Source organism: Methylophilus sp. DMC16, from assembly GCF_056314045.1.
Window position 1 is genome coordinate 421,364 of the sequence record NZ_JBQUZC010000003.1, and the last position, 18,667, is coordinate 440,030.

15 protein-coding genes are annotated in these 18,667 nt (G+C 55.3%); 10 read left to right on the forward strand and 5 right to left on the reverse strand.

The genetic code is table 11. The features are described 5' to 3' along the window. Nucleotides 1-82: 82 nt before the first annotated feature. Together ACT53D_RS13520 and ACT53D_RS13525 are read right to left on the reverse strand one after the other, a co-directional pair. Nucleotides 83-1,528 carry a sensor histidine kinase gene (locus ACT53D_RS13520; protein WP_476156673.1) on the reverse strand — a complete coding sequence of 482 codons (1,446 nt, stop codon included), beginning with the start codon at nt 1,526-1,528 and terminating at the stop codon, nt 83-85. After that, entirely contained in the window at nt 1,525-2,196 is a 672-nt protein-coding gene (locus ACT53D_RS13525; protein WP_476156675.1) for a response regulator transcription factor, read from the reverse strand. The genes ACT53D_RS13520 and ACT53D_RS13525 overlap by 4 nt, the downstream gene beginning before the upstream one ends. A gap of 208 nt (nt 2,197-2,404) precedes the next feature. Here ACT53D_RS13525 and ACT53D_RS13530 point away from each other — a divergent pair, with 208 nt between their 5' ends. The 10 genes from ACT53D_RS13530 (at nt 2,405) to ACT53D_RS13575 (ending at nt 11,047) form a co-directional block, all read left to right on the forward strand. After that, the gene (locus ACT53D_RS13530) at nt 2,405-3,079 is read left to right on the forward strand and encodes an MtnX-like HAD-IB family phosphatase (RefSeq protein WP_194749363.1); all 675 of its coding nucleotides are present in this window, start codon (nt 2,405-2,407) and stop codon (nt 3,077-3,079) included. A 15-nt stretch (nt 3,080-3,094) separates the two neighbouring features. Beyond that, nucleotides 3,095-4,468, forward strand: coding sequence for an aspartate aminotransferase family protein (locus ACT53D_RS13535; RefSeq protein WP_194749364.1), 1,374 nt, complete (start codon nt 3,095-3,097; stop codon nt 4,466-4,468). A gap of 10 nt (nt 4,469-4,478) precedes the next feature. Beyond that, the gene (locus ACT53D_RS13540; protein ID WP_476156804.1) at nt 4,479-5,351 is read left to right on the forward strand and encodes an arginase family protein; all 873 of its coding nucleotides are present in this window, start codon (nt 4,479-4,481) and stop codon (nt 5,349-5,351) included. Next, nucleotides 5,348-5,716: an EamA family transporter gene (locus ACT53D_RS13545; RefSeq protein ID WP_476156677.1), complete on the forward strand. Its 369-nt coding sequence runs from the start codon at nt 5,348-5,350 to the stop codon at nt 5,714-5,716. The genes ACT53D_RS13540 and ACT53D_RS13545 overlap by 4 nt, the downstream gene beginning before the upstream one ends. Then, nucleotides 5,713-6,552: an alpha/beta hydrolase gene (locus ACT53D_RS13550; protein ID WP_275356715.1), complete on the forward strand. Its 840-nt coding sequence runs from the start codon at nt 5,713-5,715 to the stop codon at nt 6,550-6,552. The genes ACT53D_RS13545 and ACT53D_RS13550 overlap by 4 nt, the downstream gene beginning before the upstream one ends. 31 nt (nt 6,553-6,583) lie before the next feature. Next, nucleotides 6,584-6,838: a phosphopantetheine-binding protein gene (locus tag ACT53D_RS13555; RefSeq protein ID WP_313987085.1), complete on the forward strand. Its 255-nt coding sequence runs from the start codon at nt 6,584-6,586 to the stop codon at nt 6,836-6,838. Beyond that, nucleotides 6,838-8,076 (forward strand): beta-ketoacyl-[acyl-carrier-protein] synthase family protein, encoded by a 1,239-nt coding sequence (locus tag ACT53D_RS13560; RefSeq protein WP_275356717.1) that lies wholly within the window; start codon nt 6,838-6,840, stop codon nt 8,074-8,076. The genes ACT53D_RS13555 and ACT53D_RS13560 overlap by 1 nt, the downstream gene beginning before the upstream one ends. Nucleotides 8,077-8,078: 2 nt before the next feature. Beyond that, nucleotides 8,079-9,230, forward strand: a complete 1,152-nt coding sequence (locus ACT53D_RS13565) for a GNAT family N-acetyltransferase (protein WP_338656656.1) — start codon at nt 8,079-8,081, stop codon at nt 9,228-9,230. Continuing rightward, entirely contained in the window at nt 9,205-9,600 is a 396-nt protein-coding gene (locus tag ACT53D_RS13570; protein WP_194749370.1) for a DMT family transporter, read from the forward strand. Before ACT53D_RS13565 ends, ACT53D_RS13570 begins: the two co-directional genes overlap by 26 nt. Nucleotides 9,601-9,832: 232 nt before the next feature. Continuing rightward, entirely contained in the window at nt 9,833-11,047 is a 1,215-nt protein-coding gene (locus ACT53D_RS13575; protein ID WP_313987092.1) for a diguanylate phosphodiesterase, read from the forward strand. Here the strand turns inward: ACT53D_RS13575 and ACT53D_RS13580 are convergent. Genes ACT53D_RS13580 through ACT53D_RS13590 form a run of 3 tightly spaced genes read right to left on the reverse strand, consistent with a single transcriptional unit; the run spans nt 11,044 to nt 18,667 of the window. After that, entirely contained in the window at nt 11,044-12,459 is a 1,416-nt protein-coding gene (locus ACT53D_RS13580; RefSeq protein ID WP_476156681.1) for an efflux transporter outer membrane subunit, read from the reverse strand. The genes ACT53D_RS13575 and ACT53D_RS13580 overlap by 4 nt on opposite strands. Then, complete coding sequence (locus ACT53D_RS13585; RefSeq protein WP_476156683.1) at nt 12,456-15,584, reverse strand: efflux RND transporter permease subunit; 3,129 nt, start codon at nt 15,582-15,584, stop codon at nt 12,456-12,458. Before ACT53D_RS13585 ends, ACT53D_RS13580 begins: the two co-directional genes overlap by 4 nt. Beyond that, nucleotides 15,581-18,667: an efflux RND transporter permease subunit gene (locus ACT53D_RS13590; RefSeq protein ID WP_476156685.1), complete on the reverse strand. Its 3,087-nt coding sequence runs from the start codon at nt 18,665-18,667 to the stop codon at nt 15,581-15,583. Before ACT53D_RS13590 ends, ACT53D_RS13585 begins: the two co-directional genes overlap by 4 nt.

An 18,667-nucleotide genomic window follows, 5' to 3' on the forward strand; every position in this document is an offset into this window, starting at 1 on the left:
GGTTGGATGGCCAGCAACCGCTCGTTTTCAGCCCATACTGTTCCCAGCATAGTGCATCAGACCTGGCGAAGTGCATCACGCCTTAGTTCAGTTTGGTCGGGCCGCCAGCGTCCGGCCGTTGAAACCGCACCCTCATCAACGTGCCTATGCCCTGTGCGCCAGCGCTAACGGTGATGCTGGCACTATGCAGCGCCACAATCTCCTTGACGATGGACAAGCCCAAGCCACTGCCTTCCTGTGAATGGTTGAGCACGCGGTGAAAGCGTTCAAACACCATGGCATGCTCTTCTTCCGGGATGCCGATACCGTTGTCTTCCACCTGGATTTCCGTCCATTTTTCCTGGGCAATCACAGACAGCGTCACCTTGCCCCCTTCCGGCGTATAGCGCACCGCATTGTCCAGCAGGTTGACCAGCAGAATCTTCAGGCGTTGCTTGTCGGCATGGATGGTGAAGTCTGGCAAAGGTCCGGTACCACTGGATTCCAGTCCCAGATCTATATTTTTTTTCAGTGCAAAATGAATCACTTCCACGCAGGCATCTTGGGCCAGGGCCAGCAGATTGACCGGTTTGAGCGCAATCACGTTGGCGGCTTCAGGCTGGTTATTTGACAGCCGCAACAACTGGTTGACGATATGTGTGAGCTTGCTCACGCTTTCGCTGATCATGCCCAGCTGGTGTTGAGACTGGTCCTTGGCCTGCTCATGGCGTAATGCCAGCTCCAGTTGCGCCTGTATGCCCGCCAATGGGGTACGCAATTGATGGGCGGCATCGGCAATAAACTGGTTCTGCGCCAGGATGGCGTTATTGAGCCTGCCCATGAGCAGATTGATCGAGTTGATCAACACCATGGCCTCTTCGGGCACGTTGTTGAGCATGACCGGGTCCAGTTGCGTGCTGGAGCGTTTGGCGATCTCTTCGTTGAGCTCGTGCAGTGGCCGTAGACCCTTGGTCACCCCGGCTAACAGCATGACACTGCAGACCAGCAGCAGGAGCAACTGTGGCAGGACGATGGCGAATAGAATCCGGCTGCGCAAGTCATTACGTTTGTGCACGGTTTCGGCAATCAACACAGAGTACATGAGCGGCTGGTTCTGATGATCGACGATCGTGCTTTTCTGATTAAGCAATCGCACGACCTCGCCATGCGCTCTGGCATAGCGTAAATGACGATGATTCAAGCTGTCCTTGTGGTTAAAGGGCAGTGTCGGGTCGCCACTTAAATAATGGCCTTGCGCGTCGTAAATCGCAAAATAGGTTTTATCATCCTTGTCAGAAAACAGCACTGTTTGTGATTCCGTGCTCATTCTGAAATTTTCCGGGGTCTTGCCGGATTCGCTGATCATGGCGATCACGTCATTGGCAATATCCTCCAGCATCTCATCAAACGATTGCTCAATAAAGTGGCTCCCCACCTTGTACAAAATGGTGGTGTCCAGCGGCACCAGGATGAACATGGGGATGGTCACCCACAAGAATAACTGTTTGCGCAGGGTGCGGCCTTGGCTCAATTTGAACAGTCGATTCATGGATTTTTTTGTTCCATGATATAGCCCAGACCGCGTACGTTGGAAATGCAGACCTCGCCGTCGCCCAGTTTTTTGCGCAAGCGGTGCACATAGACCTCAATCGCGTTCTGGCCGATATCCTGTTCCCAGTTGCAGAGGCTTTCAATCAGCGCCTCTTTGGTTACCAGCTTGCCGCATTTATTGGCCAGGGTTTCCAGTAAGGAAAACTCGCGTGGCGACACACTGAGTTTCTCGCCCTTGAGGTGAACGCTATGCTCCTTGGTGTCCAGTTCCAGCGGACCTATCGTAATCTTGGAGGAGTAGTGCGCATTCACGCGCCGGATCTGGGCGCGGATTCTGGCAGCCAGTTCGGGCAGTCTGAATGGTTTGATCAGGTAATCATCCGCGCCCATGTCAAAGGCGTTGACGATATCATCCGGGTTGTCATTCGCGGTCAGCACGATGACAGGGACGGATTGTTTGCTGTTGCGCAAGCGCTGAATGACTTCAAAGCCGGTTAAAAACGGCAACCCCAAATCCAGTAACACCAGATCATAGGTTTGTGCTTGTGCCGCCAGTACACCGTCCTTGCCATTTCTGAACCAGTCAACCGCATAGGTTGCATTGACTAGCGATTGCACGACGGCATCACCGAGTACCACATCATCCTCAACCAACAAAATACGCATTCATCTGAGTCCTGCTTCAAGATTACTGCTAGCTTGCCTCATGCCTACTTACAGCTTGCTTACATCAATTTGGCCACTGAATGACTGTAAGTGTTTCGTAAGAATTTGACTGCATGATGACGCCGTAACCAAGATTGACTGGTAGGCGCAACAGGAGAGGCCTGCTGTTCGGACCAGATTGCTGTTGTCGAAAAATAAGGAGAGGGTGATGTTATTTATTGTGGATTTTGATGGCACCATTTCAAAGTCGGACACGATTGATGCCTTGCTGGAGAAGTTTGCCGATGACCGTTGGCAGCAGTATGAGCAGTCGTGGCTGGCGGGCGAGATCGATGCCGTCACCTGCATGAGCAACCAGTTGGCGCTGGTTGAGGCCGATCACATTGCCCTCGAAAGTTTTTTCCGCACCATAGAGCTAGACCGTAGCTTTTGCCAGTTTCATAGCTTTGCCCGCCAGTTTGCGCGTGTGGTGATTGCCAGCGATGGCCTGGATCATGCGATCAAGGTTTCCATGCAACATTCCGCCTTTCCTGAGCTGCCGGTGTTTGCCAATCGCCTGAACTTTGAACCCAAAGGCATCCGCATGACTTTCCCTAACCGTCAGCCTGATTGTGCGGGCGGCAACGGCAATTGCAAATGTGCGATTGCCACGGCCCAGCGCGCCTATCCTGGCGAAAAAGTGGTGTTGATCGGCGATGGCAAGTCAGACGCCTGTCTGGCCAAACGCGCTGATGTGGTATTTGCCAAAGGCTCACTGGTCAAGCATTGCGAAAAAAACCAGATTCCTTTTATTCCGTTTTCAACCTTTGATGATGTCGTGGCCGTCTTGCAAGACTGGCCCGAATGTCAGATTTCAACCACCCTTACCCACCAAACAGCCTAGTGAGGCGATTTCATTATGGACCAAAAAATTATAGAAATTCTTGATAAGAACAATCAGTACTGTTCACATGGTGACACGGTGAACTATGCCGATCCCCCGAAAGTGTTTGAGGGCTGTGATGGCAGCTTTTTGTATGACGAAAAAGGGGTGAAATACCTCGATTGGCAAATGTGGTATTCCGCTGTCAATTTCGGCTACAAAAATGAGCGCATTGCCAATGTACTGAAGAAGCAGATTGATACCTTGCCTCAACTGGCCAGCCAATACCTGCACAAGGAAAAAGTCGAGCTGGCAGAAATCATCTGCCGCTACATGGAAGAAAAGTATGGGGTCAAAGGTCGCGTCCACTTCAACGTCGGCGGGGCACAAGCGGTTGAAGACTCCTTGAAAGTGGTGCGTAACCATACCGGTAAAACACATCAGTTTGCATTTATGGGCGGTTACCACGGCCGTACACTGGGCGCCTCTGCGATTACTTCCAGCTACCGTTACCGCCGCCGGTTTGGCAACTTTGCTGACCGCGCGCACTTTGTGCCGTATCCATACTGCTTCCGTTGCCCGTATGACATGAAAGTGGAAACTTGCGATACCTATTGCCACAAAGAGTTTGAAAAACTGTTTGAAACCGAATACCAGTCTTTCTGGGATGAAAAATCCAAACAGTGTGAATTTGGCGCGTTTTATATCGAGCCTATGCAGGGGACCGGTGGCTACATTATTCCGCCTGAGGGATATATGCAAAAGCTGCAAGCTTCACTGAAAAAACGCAATGTGTTGCTGGTGGCCGACGAAATTCAGATGGGCGTTTACCGGACGGGTAAATTGTGGTCCTGGGAAAACTTTGGCATCGTGCCGGATATTTTTGTGTTTGGTAAGGCGATCACCAACGGCTTGAATCCGTTGTCCGGGATCTGGGCGCGCGAAGAATTGATCTCGCCAGAAAAATTCCCACCAGGCTCAACCCACTCTACTTTTGCCTCGAATCCGCTCGGCACTGCCGTGGCGCTCGAAGTGTTGAAAATGACGCAAGAGTCAGATTTTGAGCCGCATGTACGTCAACGGGGTGCGCATTTCCTCAAGCGTCTGCATGAACTGAAGTCGCGCTGGAAATGCGTGGGCGATGTCAGCGGTCTGGGCCTGGCGCTCAGAATCGAGTTGTGCGAGAGCGACGGTTTCACCGCGAGTCGTGCCCTGGCTGACCGCATGTTTAACGAAGGCCTGAAAGGCGATTTGCTGATCGGTGACAAGCAGTATGGCTTGGTGCTGGATATCGGTGGCTACGAGAAAAACGTGATCACGCTGGCGCCTTCGCTGATGATTACCGAGGAAGAAATCGACCTGGGTATCCAGCTGTTTGAAATGCTGCTCAAGCGTTGCGGGGCAGAGTAACTTGCTTGAGATGGAAGTGGTCGCTTACGATTTTGATGGCAGCATTCAGGCGCAGCTGGCCATGCTGAACGCGCAAGGGGTGCAGCCGGTGCTGCATGCCATGCGCCAGCATGAAACGGCGACGCGCCTGTGGGCTTCCGCCAAGGCGTTTGCCGCCATGGCCAGCCAGTTGCGGCCGCGCACAAGCCTGCCGCAATTTTCGCTGATTGGTTCCGGCGACTACCACCATATCTCACTGGCCTTGATTGCGCGTTTTGAAACGCCGTTGACGGTGGTGCTGTTTGACAATCATCCTGACTGGATGCAGCCACCGCATCAGTATCACTGTGGTACCTGGGTCTATCAACTGGCCCGTTTGCCACAGGTCAAGCGCGTGATCATCGTCGGCCTCGAAAGTGGCGATATTGATCACGATCAGTTTAAAAAAGGCGATGTAGAAAGCTTTCTGCAGCAAAAAATCATTTTGTTGCCCTATCGCAAGGTGCAGGTGAATGCGCCGCAGCCCCTGTTTTTGCACAGCAAGCTGGCGCAAGACCTGGTGACGGGGATTCAAGAGGTGCTGTCGTACATAGACACTGAGCAGGTCTATATCAGCATTGATAAAGACTGCCTGCAAGCGGCAGACGCCAAGACCAACTGGGAGCAGGGGAGTCTGCCACTGGCCACCGTCACCGCCGTCATCCAGGCGCTCAGCCAGCATAAACAGCTCATAGGTGCGGATACGGTGGGCGACTTTTCGCCGGTGCGGTTCCGTTCACCACTCAAATGGATCGCCTCTTATTTAGACCGCAAAGTGCATCCGCGTGAGTCTGTGCAGGCTGCCGCCCGGGTTAATGCTGCCGCCAACCTGCGCTTGTTGCATGCCCTGAAGGGGGGCGCATGATGATACATACCGGCGCATTATTTGTCGCAGCCGTCCTGCTGGATACGCTGGGCACCACCTTGTTTAAGCTGGGTGCCATGCAACCGGAAACCACGGTAGAAACTTCGCCGATGGCGCTGTTGCGGTCTTGCCTGAGCCGCTGGCATGTGCCGGCCGGCTTGCTGGTCTACGTGGTGGAATACGTGATCTGGATTACCTATTTGTCCGCTTCTTCGCTGAGCCAGGCTTTTCCGATGTATAGCATCACCATTGTATTGATCATGCTGGTGTCACGACTGGCGTTAAATGAACAGATTGGCATGAAGCGCTGGCTGGGGGCCTTGCTCATTGTAGCCGGCGTTGGGTTGTTAGGGAGCAACACATGAACACATTGCAACAACTGATAGGCGAAAACGGCTTCTGGCTGCAACAGTCAGAACACGCCGTATTACTGGTCCACGGTTTGACCGGCACGCCTGCAGAAATGAAACATTACGGCAAGCAAATCGCCCGTAAAGGCCTGTCTGTCGTGTGCCCGGTGCTGGCCGGGCATTGTGCCTCGGTGCAGGAGTTGAGCCGCACCCGCTGGCAAGCGTGGTTTACCTCGATTGAAGCCGTCTTTCTCGAGATGCGCAAACATTATAAAAGCGTGTTTGTTTCAGGCCTGTCTATGGGCGCCCTGATTGCCTTGCTGGTGGCTGCCAAACACGGCAAAGAAGTGGCTGGCGTGGTGCTGTTGTCGGCGACCTTTGTCTATGACGGCTGGAATATCCCCCTGTTCAAGCAACGCTTTTTGTTGCCCCTGGTGCTGTATTCGCCCTTGCGCTATGTCATGCAGTGGGAAGAAACCGCGCCTTATGGCATCAAGTGCGAACGTACGCGCGCCATGGTGGCAGCCGTGCTTGAAAACAAAGATGCCCGTACCTCGGAAAAAATCGGCTATTTCAAGACCCCGGCGACCGTCATCTACCAGAGTGTCAAATTGATCCGCGCAGCGCGCAAGCAGTTGCCACAAGTGACTTGCCCGGTATTGATTGTGCATTCGACCGAGGATGACATGGCCAGCCTTAAAAATGCCTATCTGGTAGAAAAAGAAATTGCCAGCAAGCATGTGGAAACCTTTTATATCGGCGATACCTACCACGTGGTGACACTGGACAAGCGCAAGGATGATATCGCCAGACGCAGTGCAGAGTTTTGTTTGTCCGTGATTAACGCCTGATCACTAGAAGTGAGATAAGTAAGGAGTGCTTATGCAGAATACACAGAATACATTTGAAGTCGTCAGCGGCCTGATCGCCAGCAAGCTGGAGATAGACCAGAAGACGATTACACCGCAAAGCAAGCTGGTCGACCTTGGCCTGGACTCGCTGGATATTTTTGACATTATCTTCCAGGCTGAAGATCAGTATGGCATCAAGGTGCCTAACCCTTCAGAAGAGATTGCCACCGTAGAAGATGTGGTGCGCATGCTGGACGACTTGCTCAAGACCGAGGCCAGCGCATAATGAGCATGCCGCGCCGGGTGGTGATCACGGGGGCGGGCATCGTTTCGCCGCTAGGCAACGATGTGACGACCTTTCAACAAAGCCTGTTGAATGGGGTGTCAGGCATTGGTGCGCTCAAGGCCGAGTTTGCCGAGCAGCTCGAAACGCGGATTGCTGCCCAGTGCCAGTTTGAGCCCGAGCAGCATTTCAGCCGCCAGGAGCTAGCCTTGCTCGACCGCGTCAGCCAGTTTGCCTTGCACAGTGCCGAGCAAGCCTTGCAGCAGTCTGGTATCGATTTGGCTGCCTTCAGCCCAGACGCGCTTGGTTGCTTTATCGGCACCGGCATGGGTGGCGCTGCCGCCACGGAAGAAGGCTATGCGCGCTTGTTCAAACAGGGCCTGAACCGGCTCAAACCGTTTACGGTGCTCATGGCGATGAACAGTGCCGCTGCCTCGCAAATTGCGACCAAATACCAGCTCGCTGGCCCGAATCAAACCATTTCCACCGCTTGTTCTTCTGCCGCGATTGCCATTGGTGAAGCCGCCAAACAGATTGCCTTTGGCCGCTGTGAAGCGGCGCTGGCCGGCGGCAGTGAAGCCTTGCTCACCTTTGGCACCATCAAGGCCTGGGAGGCGTTGCGTACCCTCGCCAAAGAAGACCCGCAAGCCGCTGCAGCCTCCTGCAAACCGTTTTCTGCCGATAGAACGGGCCTGGTACTCGGTGAAGGTGCGGCTGTGTTCGTGCTCGAAACCTACGAGCATGCCAGTGCGCGCGGCGCGCATATTCTGGCGGAAATCGTCGGTTTTGGCACGTCAAATGACTTTAGCCATATGACCCAGCCTTCGGTCGAAGGTCAGGCCCTGGCCATGCAAAAAGCCTTGCAAGATGCCGGCCTCAACCCTGAGCAGATCAGCTATATCAATGCTCACGGCACCGGCACCCAGCTCAACGATGTAACCGAGACCCGTGCGATCAAGCAAGTGTTTGGTGAGGCGGCGGCGCAGATTCCGGTCAGCTCCACCAAATCCATGCATGGTCACTTGATGGGCGCTGCGGCCGCGGTCGAGTTGGTCGCCTGCATTGTCGCCTTGCAGCAAAACACCTTGCCGCCCACCATGCATTTGCACACCCCAGACCCGGAATGTGATTTGAATTACGTGGCCAACCAGGCGCAACCCGTTCAGCATCTCGAGACTGTCATGAGTAACTCGTTTGCCTTTGGTGGTACCAGCGGTGTCCTTATTTTGAGAAAGATCTAATCATGCAAACTGCCTTATATATGGATTCCAACCTCAGTGCCGAAACGCCTGTGTTTGACGTCGAAATTGGCTACAGTGCCGCCAAGTTTCCCGAGGAAACCTGGAAAACGCTGTTAAAGGATGATCTCGAAGGCTACCGCTTGCATCTGGCGTTTGACTCCGCCAATGTGCAGGGCTTTAAAACCGGTTACCTGGCGGTCAAGAAAAATCAGGTCATTGTTTGCCTGGCGCCGTTTTTTATCACCGATTACAACCTGGATACCACGGTGCAAGGGCGCCTGAAACCCTTGCTGCAAAAAGTCCGCGAGCGTATTCCTTTCCTGATGCGGGTCAAATTACTTTGCGTCGGTTCGCCAATCACGGATGCCTGCAAAATGACCTTGCATCCTGACTATCCGTTTGATCCGGCCATGATGCAGGCCCTCAATGCGCAGTTGCAAAAAATTGCCGCCAAAGCCGGTGCCTCGGTGATTGCCTTTAAAGATGTGCTGGCACGTGACCTGCAAAAAGTGGGTGCCCCGCTCAATGCGCTGGGCTACAGCACGCTCAGAAACATGCCGGTCGCCGTTAATCAGATCGCATTTGACTCGATGGAGGCCTACTTCGCCAGCCTGAGTTATGCCACGCGCAAAGACCTGCGCAGAAAGCTCAAAAAACGCTCGCAGATTGAAATCCGCGAAGTGCAGGGCATGCCGTCCAATCTGGACGAAATCTACCAGCTGTATCTCGAAACCTATGAGCGCAGCGAATTGAAGTTTGAAAAACTGACCAGCAGCTTTTTTGAGTTTGTGGCTGGCCTGATGCCAGAAAATACCCGCTTTGTGCTGTATTACCTCGAAGGCAAACTGATTGCGTTTAACATGCTACTGCACAACGGCCATACCCTGATGGATAAATACATTGGCATGCACCAGCCTGTCGCGGCGGAGCACAATATTTACTTCTTAAGCTGGATCTATAATATCGAGATGTGCCTGCGCGATGGCATCACGCAGTTTCAAAGCGGACAGGCCTCCTACGAGGTAAAGAAAAGACTGGGTGCCGAGCTTGAAGACACTTATTTGCTGTTTAAACATACCAATCGCTTCCTGAATCAACCGCTGGCTTGTCTGGCCAAATTGCTTGCTTATGAAAACTTTGACCAGAACATCTAACGCCAGTGTCGTCTGGTTATTTTCACTGCTGATTTTCTGCGATACGTTTAGTCAGGTGTTATTCAAGATGGCCTCGCTGGAGGTTGGCGCGGCCTCATTGGAAAGCTGGCAGAGTTTTTTTGCCTTTGCCGGCTCACTGTTGCTGCAGCCTGCGCTGGTGGGAGGGGTGATGCTGCTACTGGTGGCGTTTTGTTGCTGGATGCTGCTCATGTCTCGCACCGACCTCTCCAAGGCACATTTGATCTCTGGCATTGCCTATGCCACCGTGCCACTGGTCTCGGTTTATTTGTTTGCCGAGCATCTAAGCCCGGCACAAATCATGGGCATTGGCCTGATCACCCTGGGGGCGACGATTTCCAGTCTCAGCTAGCAGCGGGCGATTAGCGCAATGCCAGCCTCCATTCACGCGTCCAGCATGCGATGTCACACCTGAATGTGCGGGTGACAGGGTTTAAAAATAAAAGTGTCACATCTTCCCACTACAGTGTTGACGGTTTTCCGTTGAAACATCTAACTTTTTGGCCAGTTTGGATAATGTTTTTATGTTTAGATTAATTTTTGTTTGTATAATGCATTAATATAAATTTGTTTTTGTAATAAATATGTTTACGGTATTGGTGTATAAAAGTCGCTCAGTGAAGCAGCTGGTGGGGGATGAACTTGCTGCATTGGTTGACGCTGCTGCTGAAAAGAATCAAAAGAATGCCATTTCAGGCGTGCTCTTATACGATGGCGACTATTTTCTGCAATATCTGGAAGGTCCGGATATTGCCATCAAGCTGCTTTATCATCTGATTACCTTGGATGACAGGCATCGTAATGTGGTCAAGCTGATGGAGGACTTTTCTCCTGCGCGGCGATTTGGCGGCTGGTCCATGTACTGCATTGATGTGCAAAAGGTGTATGGTGAAGACATTTATGCCCTGTTGTCAGAGGGGGCTACCTTTAATAGCGGCGAGTCGCTCCCCGATCATGACCGTGTTATTAAACTGATCACGGCCTTTGCCACCTCCCGCTGGAGCGATGGCGAGCGGACACTGCACGCGGAAGACTGGCAGTTTCAGCCCCAACCATCCCCTTTTGATGTCGTGAATCCTGCCCGCATTCAGCAGGCGGCTTGCCAGTTTGCATTTCAACCGATTGTTTCTCCGCTGACCGGACTGATCTCTTCGATTGAAGCGCTGATCCGCAGCCCGTCTGGCGGCTCCCCGCAGCAGTGTTTTGAGGGATTGTCAGCCGAGGAGTTATATCTATTCGATCTGGAATCCAAGCAGCACGCGTTGGCCCTGGCATCGCAGATGCAACTGGGACCGATCAAGTTATCCATCAACCTGTTGCCGATGTCTTTGGTGCGGGTGCCCAATGCGGTGGAAAAGCTGCTCAGTTATATCGCACAGTTTGATTTCAAGCCGCAGCAAATCATCGTTGAAATCACCGAGCAAGAGTCTATCGCCAACTTTGATGACTTTCAGCGCGCCATCAGGGAATTACGTCTGGCAGGCATTAGCGTGTCGATTGATGATTTTGGTGCCGGCTTTGCCGGGCTGACCTTGCTGTCCAAATTCCAGCCTGAGAAGCTTAAGGTGGATAGACTCATTGTCGAAAATATTCACAAGGATGGCCCCAAGCAGGCGATTGTGCGGGCGCTGATTGAGTGTGCCCATGCGCTGGGCATTACGATTGTGGCCGAAGGGGTAGAGACCGTGGAAGAATGGTGCTGGTTACAATCTGCCGGCGTTGATTTGTTTCAGGGATTTTTATTTGCCAAACCCATGCTCAATGGGGTTGCACCTATCCAGTGGCCTGTTCAGACTTAATAGTTAGACTGGGGCAGCACGTAAGCGCCACCCAGTGCCACCATCAAAGCCACTGAAGCATTGAGCCTGCGCCCGGTGATGGAGAGCAGGTTGCGCTCGGCGCTCAACAGCGTGGACTGCACGTTGACCACGTATTGGTATTCACTGATGCCGGCGCGGTAGCGGTTTTCGGTTTGGGTGACGGCTTCGCGTGCAAATTTGACGGCGGTTTCCTGTTCTTTTGCCTCCGCCTCCAGAATACGCAGCAAGGCCAGATTATCCTCAACTTCGCGCAAGCCATTAATCACGGTTTGTTTATAGGTGGCGACACTGGCATCGTAGCGGGCAATGGCGGCATTGGTGTTCGATCTACGCAGCTGGTTATCAAAAATCGGCCCGGCCAGCGCGGGGCCCAGTGACCAGAGGCGGTTAGGCAGCGAAAGCAGATTGCTCAGGCTGTTGTCGCTATAGCCAAAGGTCGCGCCCAGCGTCAGCGTGGGGAAGAGTGCCGCACGCGCAACGCCGATCTGTGCATTGGCGGAGGCGACCCTGCGCTCAGCCCCGGCAATGTCTGGTCTGCGTTCCAGCAGGCTGGCAGGCAAGCCTGTATTCGCGGCGGGTAGGGACAAATTGGCCACGTCTTTGTATGGTTGTTCGGGGATGGACAATTCTGCTGGCGGCTTGCCGATCAGTATTGCAATCGCATGCTCCAGTTGTGCGCGCGAGGCGCTGATATCAATCGACTGTGCCAGTGTATTGCGCAATTGCGTTTCGGCCTGGGCGATTTCCGTGCGCGACGCCAAGCCCACGTTATAGCGGTTGGTGGTCAGCTTGAGGGAGCGATCAAAGCTTTTGGCCGTGTTATCCAGCAGCAGCTTTTGCGAGTCCAGAATCCTGAGCTGAAAATAGGTTTGTGCCAGCGTAGACTGGACCGAGAGCTTGGCCGCTGCCAGGTCGGCGGCCGTGGCTTCGGCATTGGTTTCGCCGGCAATCACGCTGTTACGTATCCTGCCCCACAAGTCCATCTCCCAACTGGCGTTGAGGCCAATGCTGTAATCACTGCGCACGCCAGTGGTATTGGTGGTCTCTCCGCGGGTGGCGCCTGCCTGCCCGTTGAGTGCGGGCAATTGCGGCGAGTGGCTCGCCCGCGCCAGTGCCAGCCCTTGCCGATAATTGGCTTCCGCAATCAGGATGGTGTAGTTGGCTTGATTGGCCTGGGTGAGTAAGGCGGTCAGTTGGGGATCGTTGTAGCGTTCCCACCAGGCCGCAGACAGTTCTGGTGAACCGGGCTCTGCCACTTTCCAGCCTGCAGGCGGCGGTTCTTTGTATTGTGCCGGTATCTCGACGCGCGGGCGTACATAGTCTTGCCAGACACTGCATCCTTGTATCATCAGGCCCGCCATGGCCAGCACCCACATTTTGACTATGTTCATACCGTTTGATTCTTCAAAGAATTTGAGTTTAACGAGAGGCCGAAACGCTGGCTGAGCCAACGTCCCGCATCATCCAGATACAGATAAACCACGGGCGTGGTGACCAGCGTCAGTACTTGCCCTACCAGCAGGCCACCGACAATGGAGATGCCCAGCGGCTGGCGGATTTCAGCACCATCGCCGACACCCAGCAACAAGGGCACCGCCCCCAGTACCGCCGCCAGCGTGGTCATTAAAATGGGCCGCAAGCGTTGCAGGCAGGCCTGGGTGACGGCAGCTTCAGCAGAGAGCGCGTGTTCACGCCGCAAATGAATCGCCGCATCAATCATGATGATGGCGTTTTTCATGACAATGCCCACCAGGAGCACAATGCCTATCATGGCGATAATGGTCAACTCGCTGTCAAACCATAACAGGGCCAGCAAGGCGCCTATGCCCGCCGAGGGCAGGGTGGAGAGGATGGTCAGCGGATGGATCAGGCTTTCGTACAGCATGCCCAGCACGATGTAGATCGCGATCACGGCGGTCAGGATCAGCCACGGCTGGCTATCCATGGAATCCTGAAACGCTTTGGCTTTGCCGGCAAAGGTGCCATGGATGCTCTCTGGCGGCGCCAGCGCGGCAAAGGTCGATTCGATGGCCTGGCTGGCGGCATCCAGCGCATAGCCCTGGGCCAGGTTAAACGAGACCGTGGCGGCGGCAAACTGCCCCTGGTGGTTGACCGCCAGCGGCGTATTCACCGGTTGCCAGTGGGCAAAACTGGCCAGCGGAATGCGCTGGTTTTTCAGGCTGGTCAGGTAGATATTCTGTAAGGATTCCGGCCCCTGCGCAAAGCGGGCCGCCACCGTCATCACCACATAGTATTGATTGAGCGGCTCGTAAATGGTGGAGACTAGCCGCTGGCCAAAGGCATCATTCAAGGCACTGTCAATTTGCTGCTGGGTGATGCCCAGGCGCGTGGCCGCATCGCGGTCCACCACCAGATTAATCTGCAAGCCCTTGTCTTGTGCATCACTGGAGACGTCAGTCAGTTGCGGCAGCTTGGCCATGGCATCTTTGAGTTTGGGAGCAAACTGGCGCAAATCGTCTACGTTGCTGGAGAGCAAGGTGTATTGGTATTCTGCCGAGCCGGGACGCAAGCCGATATTGAATTCCTGTTGTGGTCGCAACCGTAACGACGCTCCGGCCACGCGGTCCAGTTGCGGGCGCAAGCGATCCACCACTTCTTGCGCCGAGGCCTGGCGCTCTGCACGGGGTTTCAGCCGCGCATTGAGCATGCCGGTATTGGATTGCCCACCGCCAAAGCCGCCCGTGTATTCATAATAGGTATCGATATCGGGGTCGCGGGCGATGATCTGCATGAATTGGGCCACTTTTTCACGCATGGCCCAAAACGACAGATTCTGGTCGCCCTCGAAGTTGCCTTGCAAGCGGCCGGTATCTTGCAGCGGAAAAAAGCCCTTGGGCACCAGGGTATACAGATAAAGGTTGCTGGCGATGGCCACGGTGAAGAGCAGCAGAATCAGGCGCCTGTGGTGCAGGCTCCAGCGCAGCACACGCTGATACACTGAGGCTGGCCAGGGCTGGTCCTGCGTGGCGGGAGCGGGACTCGTATGGTCAGCGCCACCAGCCTTTGCGCCATGCTTTGCTGCTTGCGGCCGCAGTAGTTTGGAGGAGAGGACGGGTGTCAGTGTCAGCGACACCAGCAATGAAATGATCACCGCACTGGCCAGCGTGATTGAAAACTCGCGGAACATGCGCCCGACCACACCGTCCATGAACAGCAGCGGAATAAATGCCGCAATCAGCGCCAGGCTCATGGCGATAATGGTAAATGACACCTCGTGCACTGCCCGCAGCGCTGCCTGCAAGGGGCTGAGGCCATGTTCAATGTGCCGGGCCGTATTTTCGACCACCACAATCGCATCATCCACCACAAAGCCGGTGGCAATAATGAGCGCCATCAGGGTCAGATTATTGAGGCTGAAACCGCACAGGTAAATCACGGCCAGCGTCCCCAGCAAGGACACCGGAATGGCGATGCTGGGAATCAGCGCCGCGCGCCCGCTTTTTAAAAACAGAAAAGTCACCACGATCACCAATCCAATCGAGATCAGCAGGCTGTGTTCGACTTCTTCTAACGATTTGCGGACGATGGTGCTGCGGTCTATGAGCACTTCCATGGCAATGCCAGGCGGCAACAAGGGCTGCAGCCTGGGCAGCAAGGCCTTGATGCCATCAACCGTGGCGACAATGTTGGCGCCCGGGATATTATTCACCGCGATGACCACGCCGGGCTTTTGCTTGACGCTGCCGGCGCTGCGCAGCTCCTGCACCGAGTCTTTCACCTCGGCAATGTCGCGCAGCCTGACCGGGGCGGCATTGCGCCAGGCCACAATCAAATCACGAAAATCGGCCGCCTGGCGGTTACTGTCGTTCACCTCAAGCTGCCAGCGTTTGCTGGCACTCTCGATAAAGCCTTTGGGTAAATGGGCGTTGGCATTGGCGATGGCCGTGCGGATCTGGTCCAGGCTAATGCCATATTGATTGGCAGTGAGCGGATTCACTTCTACCCTGACCGCCCGCAAGGCACTGCCATTGACGTTGACCTGGCCCACGCCATCCACTTGCGAGATGCGCTGCCCGACCAGGCTGTAGGCCACATCGTACAGCTCGGACTGGCTGTAGCGGTCCGAGGTCAGCGCGATATGCATGATCATGGTCGGGCCACTCTTGCGCCAGGTTGGGTTGCTTTGCATGCCGGCTGGCAGCAAGGGGATGGCGGTATTGATGGCCGCTTGCACATCGCGTGCGGCACTGTCTGCATTGCGGTCCAGATCAAACTGCAAACTGACCCGGGTCTGGCCTTTGGTGCTGCTGGAGGTCATCTCGTTGAGGCCGGCAATATTGCCCAGCGAACGCTCCAGCGGTGAGGCCACAGCCGAGGCCATGGTTTCGGCGCTGGCGCCAGGCAGCCGCGCAAACACATCGATGCTGGGCATTTCCACTTGCGGCAGCGAGGCAATCGGCAGCGCCACATAAGCCGCAATGCCGGGCAAGGCAATCGCCAGTGCCAGCAAGGTGGTGGCCACGGGGCGGCGCAAAAACAGCGTGAGCCCACTCATGGGTTCGCCTCGCTGTGTGCGACAGCTTTGCGCTGACCAGGCTGTGCCAGGCGGTCAAACATCAGGTAGATGACAGGCGTGGTGAACAAGGTGAGCAGCTGGCTTACTAACAGGCCGCCTATCATGGCAATGCCGAGCGGCGCACGCAATTCTGAGCCGGGGCCATCGCCGGTGACCAGCGGCACGGCACTTAACAGCGCCGCCAGTGTGGTCATCAGGATAGGCCGGAACCTGAGCAGGCAGGCTTCATAAATGGCTTCTTCAGGCGACTTGCCATGATGGCGCTCGGCCTCCAGTGCAAAATCAATCATCATGATGGCATTTTTTTGCACAATGCCGATCAGCAGGATAATGCCGATGATGGCAATCACGCTGAGCGGGTGCCCGGTCAGCATGAGGGCCAGCAAGGCGCCGACGCCCGCTGAAGGCAAGGTGGAGAGGATGGTCAGCGGGTGGATATAACTTTCATACAAAATGCCCAGCACGATATACATGGTGAGGATGGCGGCCAACATTAAAAATAATTCGTTGCCGAGTGCGGCATTAAAGGCGGCGGCCGCGCCCTGAAAGCGGCTAATCATGGTGGCCGGGAATTGCATGCGCTGTTTGACTGCATCAATCGCGGCCACAGCATCCCCCAGGGCATAGCCGTCGGCAAGGTTAAAGCCAATGGTGACCGAGGGTAACTGGTCTTCCCGGTTCACCACCAGCGCCGCCGGTTGCTCGCTGATGCGGGCGATACTCGCCAGCGGCACCTGGCGCCCGGTATTGCTGGTGACATAAACCTGATCCAGCGCCTGCAAGCCAGAGGCCGAGGATGGTTGCGACTCAAGAATCACGCGGTACTGATTGGCCTGGGTGAAAATGGTACTGATCATGCGCTGGCCAAAGGCGCTATAGAGCGCATTGTCCACATCCGCCATGGTAATGCCCAGCCGCCCGGCACTGTCGCGGTCCACGGTCACGGCGGCGCGCAGGCCGTCGCTGTGCAAGTTATGTGTGACGGTGGTCAGTTGCGGCAGCTTGCGCAGTGCTTGCATAAAGCCGGGGAGTGCGCTTTGCAAGGCCTGCGGGTCAGTGCTGGTCAGCAGGTATTGATACTGCGTCTGGCTGACACGGTCTGACAGCGTCAGGTCTTGCACCGGTTGCATAAACAGCTTGAGCGGGGCGGTGGCCTCCAGGCGAGATTGCAAGCGGGTGATGACCTCGCTGGCGCTGGCCTGGCGTTGCGGGTAGGGCTTGAGGTTGATCAGCATACGGCCACTGTTATGCGTGGTGTTGACCCCATCCACGCCCACCACCGAAGAAATACTTTCTACATCGGCATCCTGCAAAATGGCTTCTACCACGGCTTGCTGCTTGTGGCTGATGACGCTGAAGGCATCCGAACCGTTGGCCTCGGTCATCACCTGGATAAAGCCGGTATCCTGGGTCGGGAACAGGCCTTTGGGGATGCTGATCACCAGCGTGACCGTCAGCACCAGCGAGGCGGCCGCAAGCAGCAATACCAGCGGCTGATGCCGCAAGGCAACCTGCAGTCCTCTGCCGTAATAGGCAATGATGCGGTCTATGAGGTTAGTCTGGTTTGCGACAGGGGCTTTGGCCGGTTTGAGCAAGCGCGCGCACAGCATGGGCGTCAGGGTGAGCGAGACCACCGCCGAAATGAGGATGGCGACCGCCAGTGTGACGGCAAACTCCCGGAACAAGCGGCCAATCACATCGCCCATAAACAGCAAGGGGATCAGCACCGCAATCAGTGAAAAGGTCAGCGAGATGATGGTAAAACCGATCTGGCGGGCGCCCTTGATGGCGGCATTCATCGGCGTCTCGCCTTCTTCAATATGGCGCGCGATATTCTCAATCATGACAATGGCATCATCGACCACAAAGCCGGTGGCAATGGTCAGCGCCATCAGGGTGAGGTTGTTGATGCTAAAGCCCGCCGCATACATGATGCTAAACGTGCCCACCAGCGACAACGGCACAGTCAAACTGGGGATGACGGTGCCCGCCGCCGTGCGCAAAAACAGGAAGATCACCATCACCACCAGGGCAATGGCCAGCATGAGCTCAAACTGCACATCTTCAAGCGCACTGCGGATGGTATGCGTGCGGTTAGTGAGTTCGCTGACGCTGACATCGGCCGGCAAGCCCGCCGTCAGGCCGGGCAGACGCTCGCGAATCTGCTCGACCACCTCAATCACATTGGCGCCGGGCTGGCGGCGGATATTGACCAGAATGGCGGGCGTTTGGTTGGCCCAGGCAGAGATATACAAGTCTTCTTGTGCTTCTTTCACCTCGGCCACATCCCGCAGGCGCACGGGCCGGTCACCGGTGTTGGCAATAATCAGGTTACGGTATTCCTCTGCGGACCGCAGTTGGCTGTTGGCATCGAGTTCATAGGCCAGCAAGGGGCCATCAATATTGCCTTTGGCCTGGTTGGAGTTGGCGCTGTCTATGATGGTGCGCAGCGTATTCATGCCCAGCCCGTAGGCCGCCAGCACGGGCTGATTCACCTGAATGCGGATCGCCGGTTTTTGCCCGCCATCCACACTGACCAGGCCCACGCCACTCACCTGCGCAATTTTTTGTGCCATGCGCGTATCCACCAGATCGCGTAACTTTGGTAATGGCAGGCTCTGTGAAGTCACAGCCAGCGTCAGCACCGGGGCATCGGCCGGGTTCACCTTGTTATAGATAGGCGGGGAGGGTAAATCCGCAGGCAAAAAGGTACTGGCCGCGTTCATGGCCGCCTGAACTGACTGGACGGCAACATCGAGGCTGTTTTTCAGGCTGAACTGCAAGGTAATGACTGAAACGCCGCCAGAGCTGGCAGAGGACATATGTGCCAGGCCAGCCATAGAACCAAATTGACGCTCCAGCGGTGAGGTCACATTCATCGCCATCACCTCGGCACTGGCGCCGGGGTAGAGCGTGACCACTTGTATCACCGGGTAATCAACCTGCGGCAAGGCAGATTTGGGCAACAAGGTATACGCCAGCAGCCCTGCCAGCAGAATGGCGACCATCAATAACGAGGTCGCCACCGGTCTTAAAATAAACAGCCGTGAAGGGTTCATCAT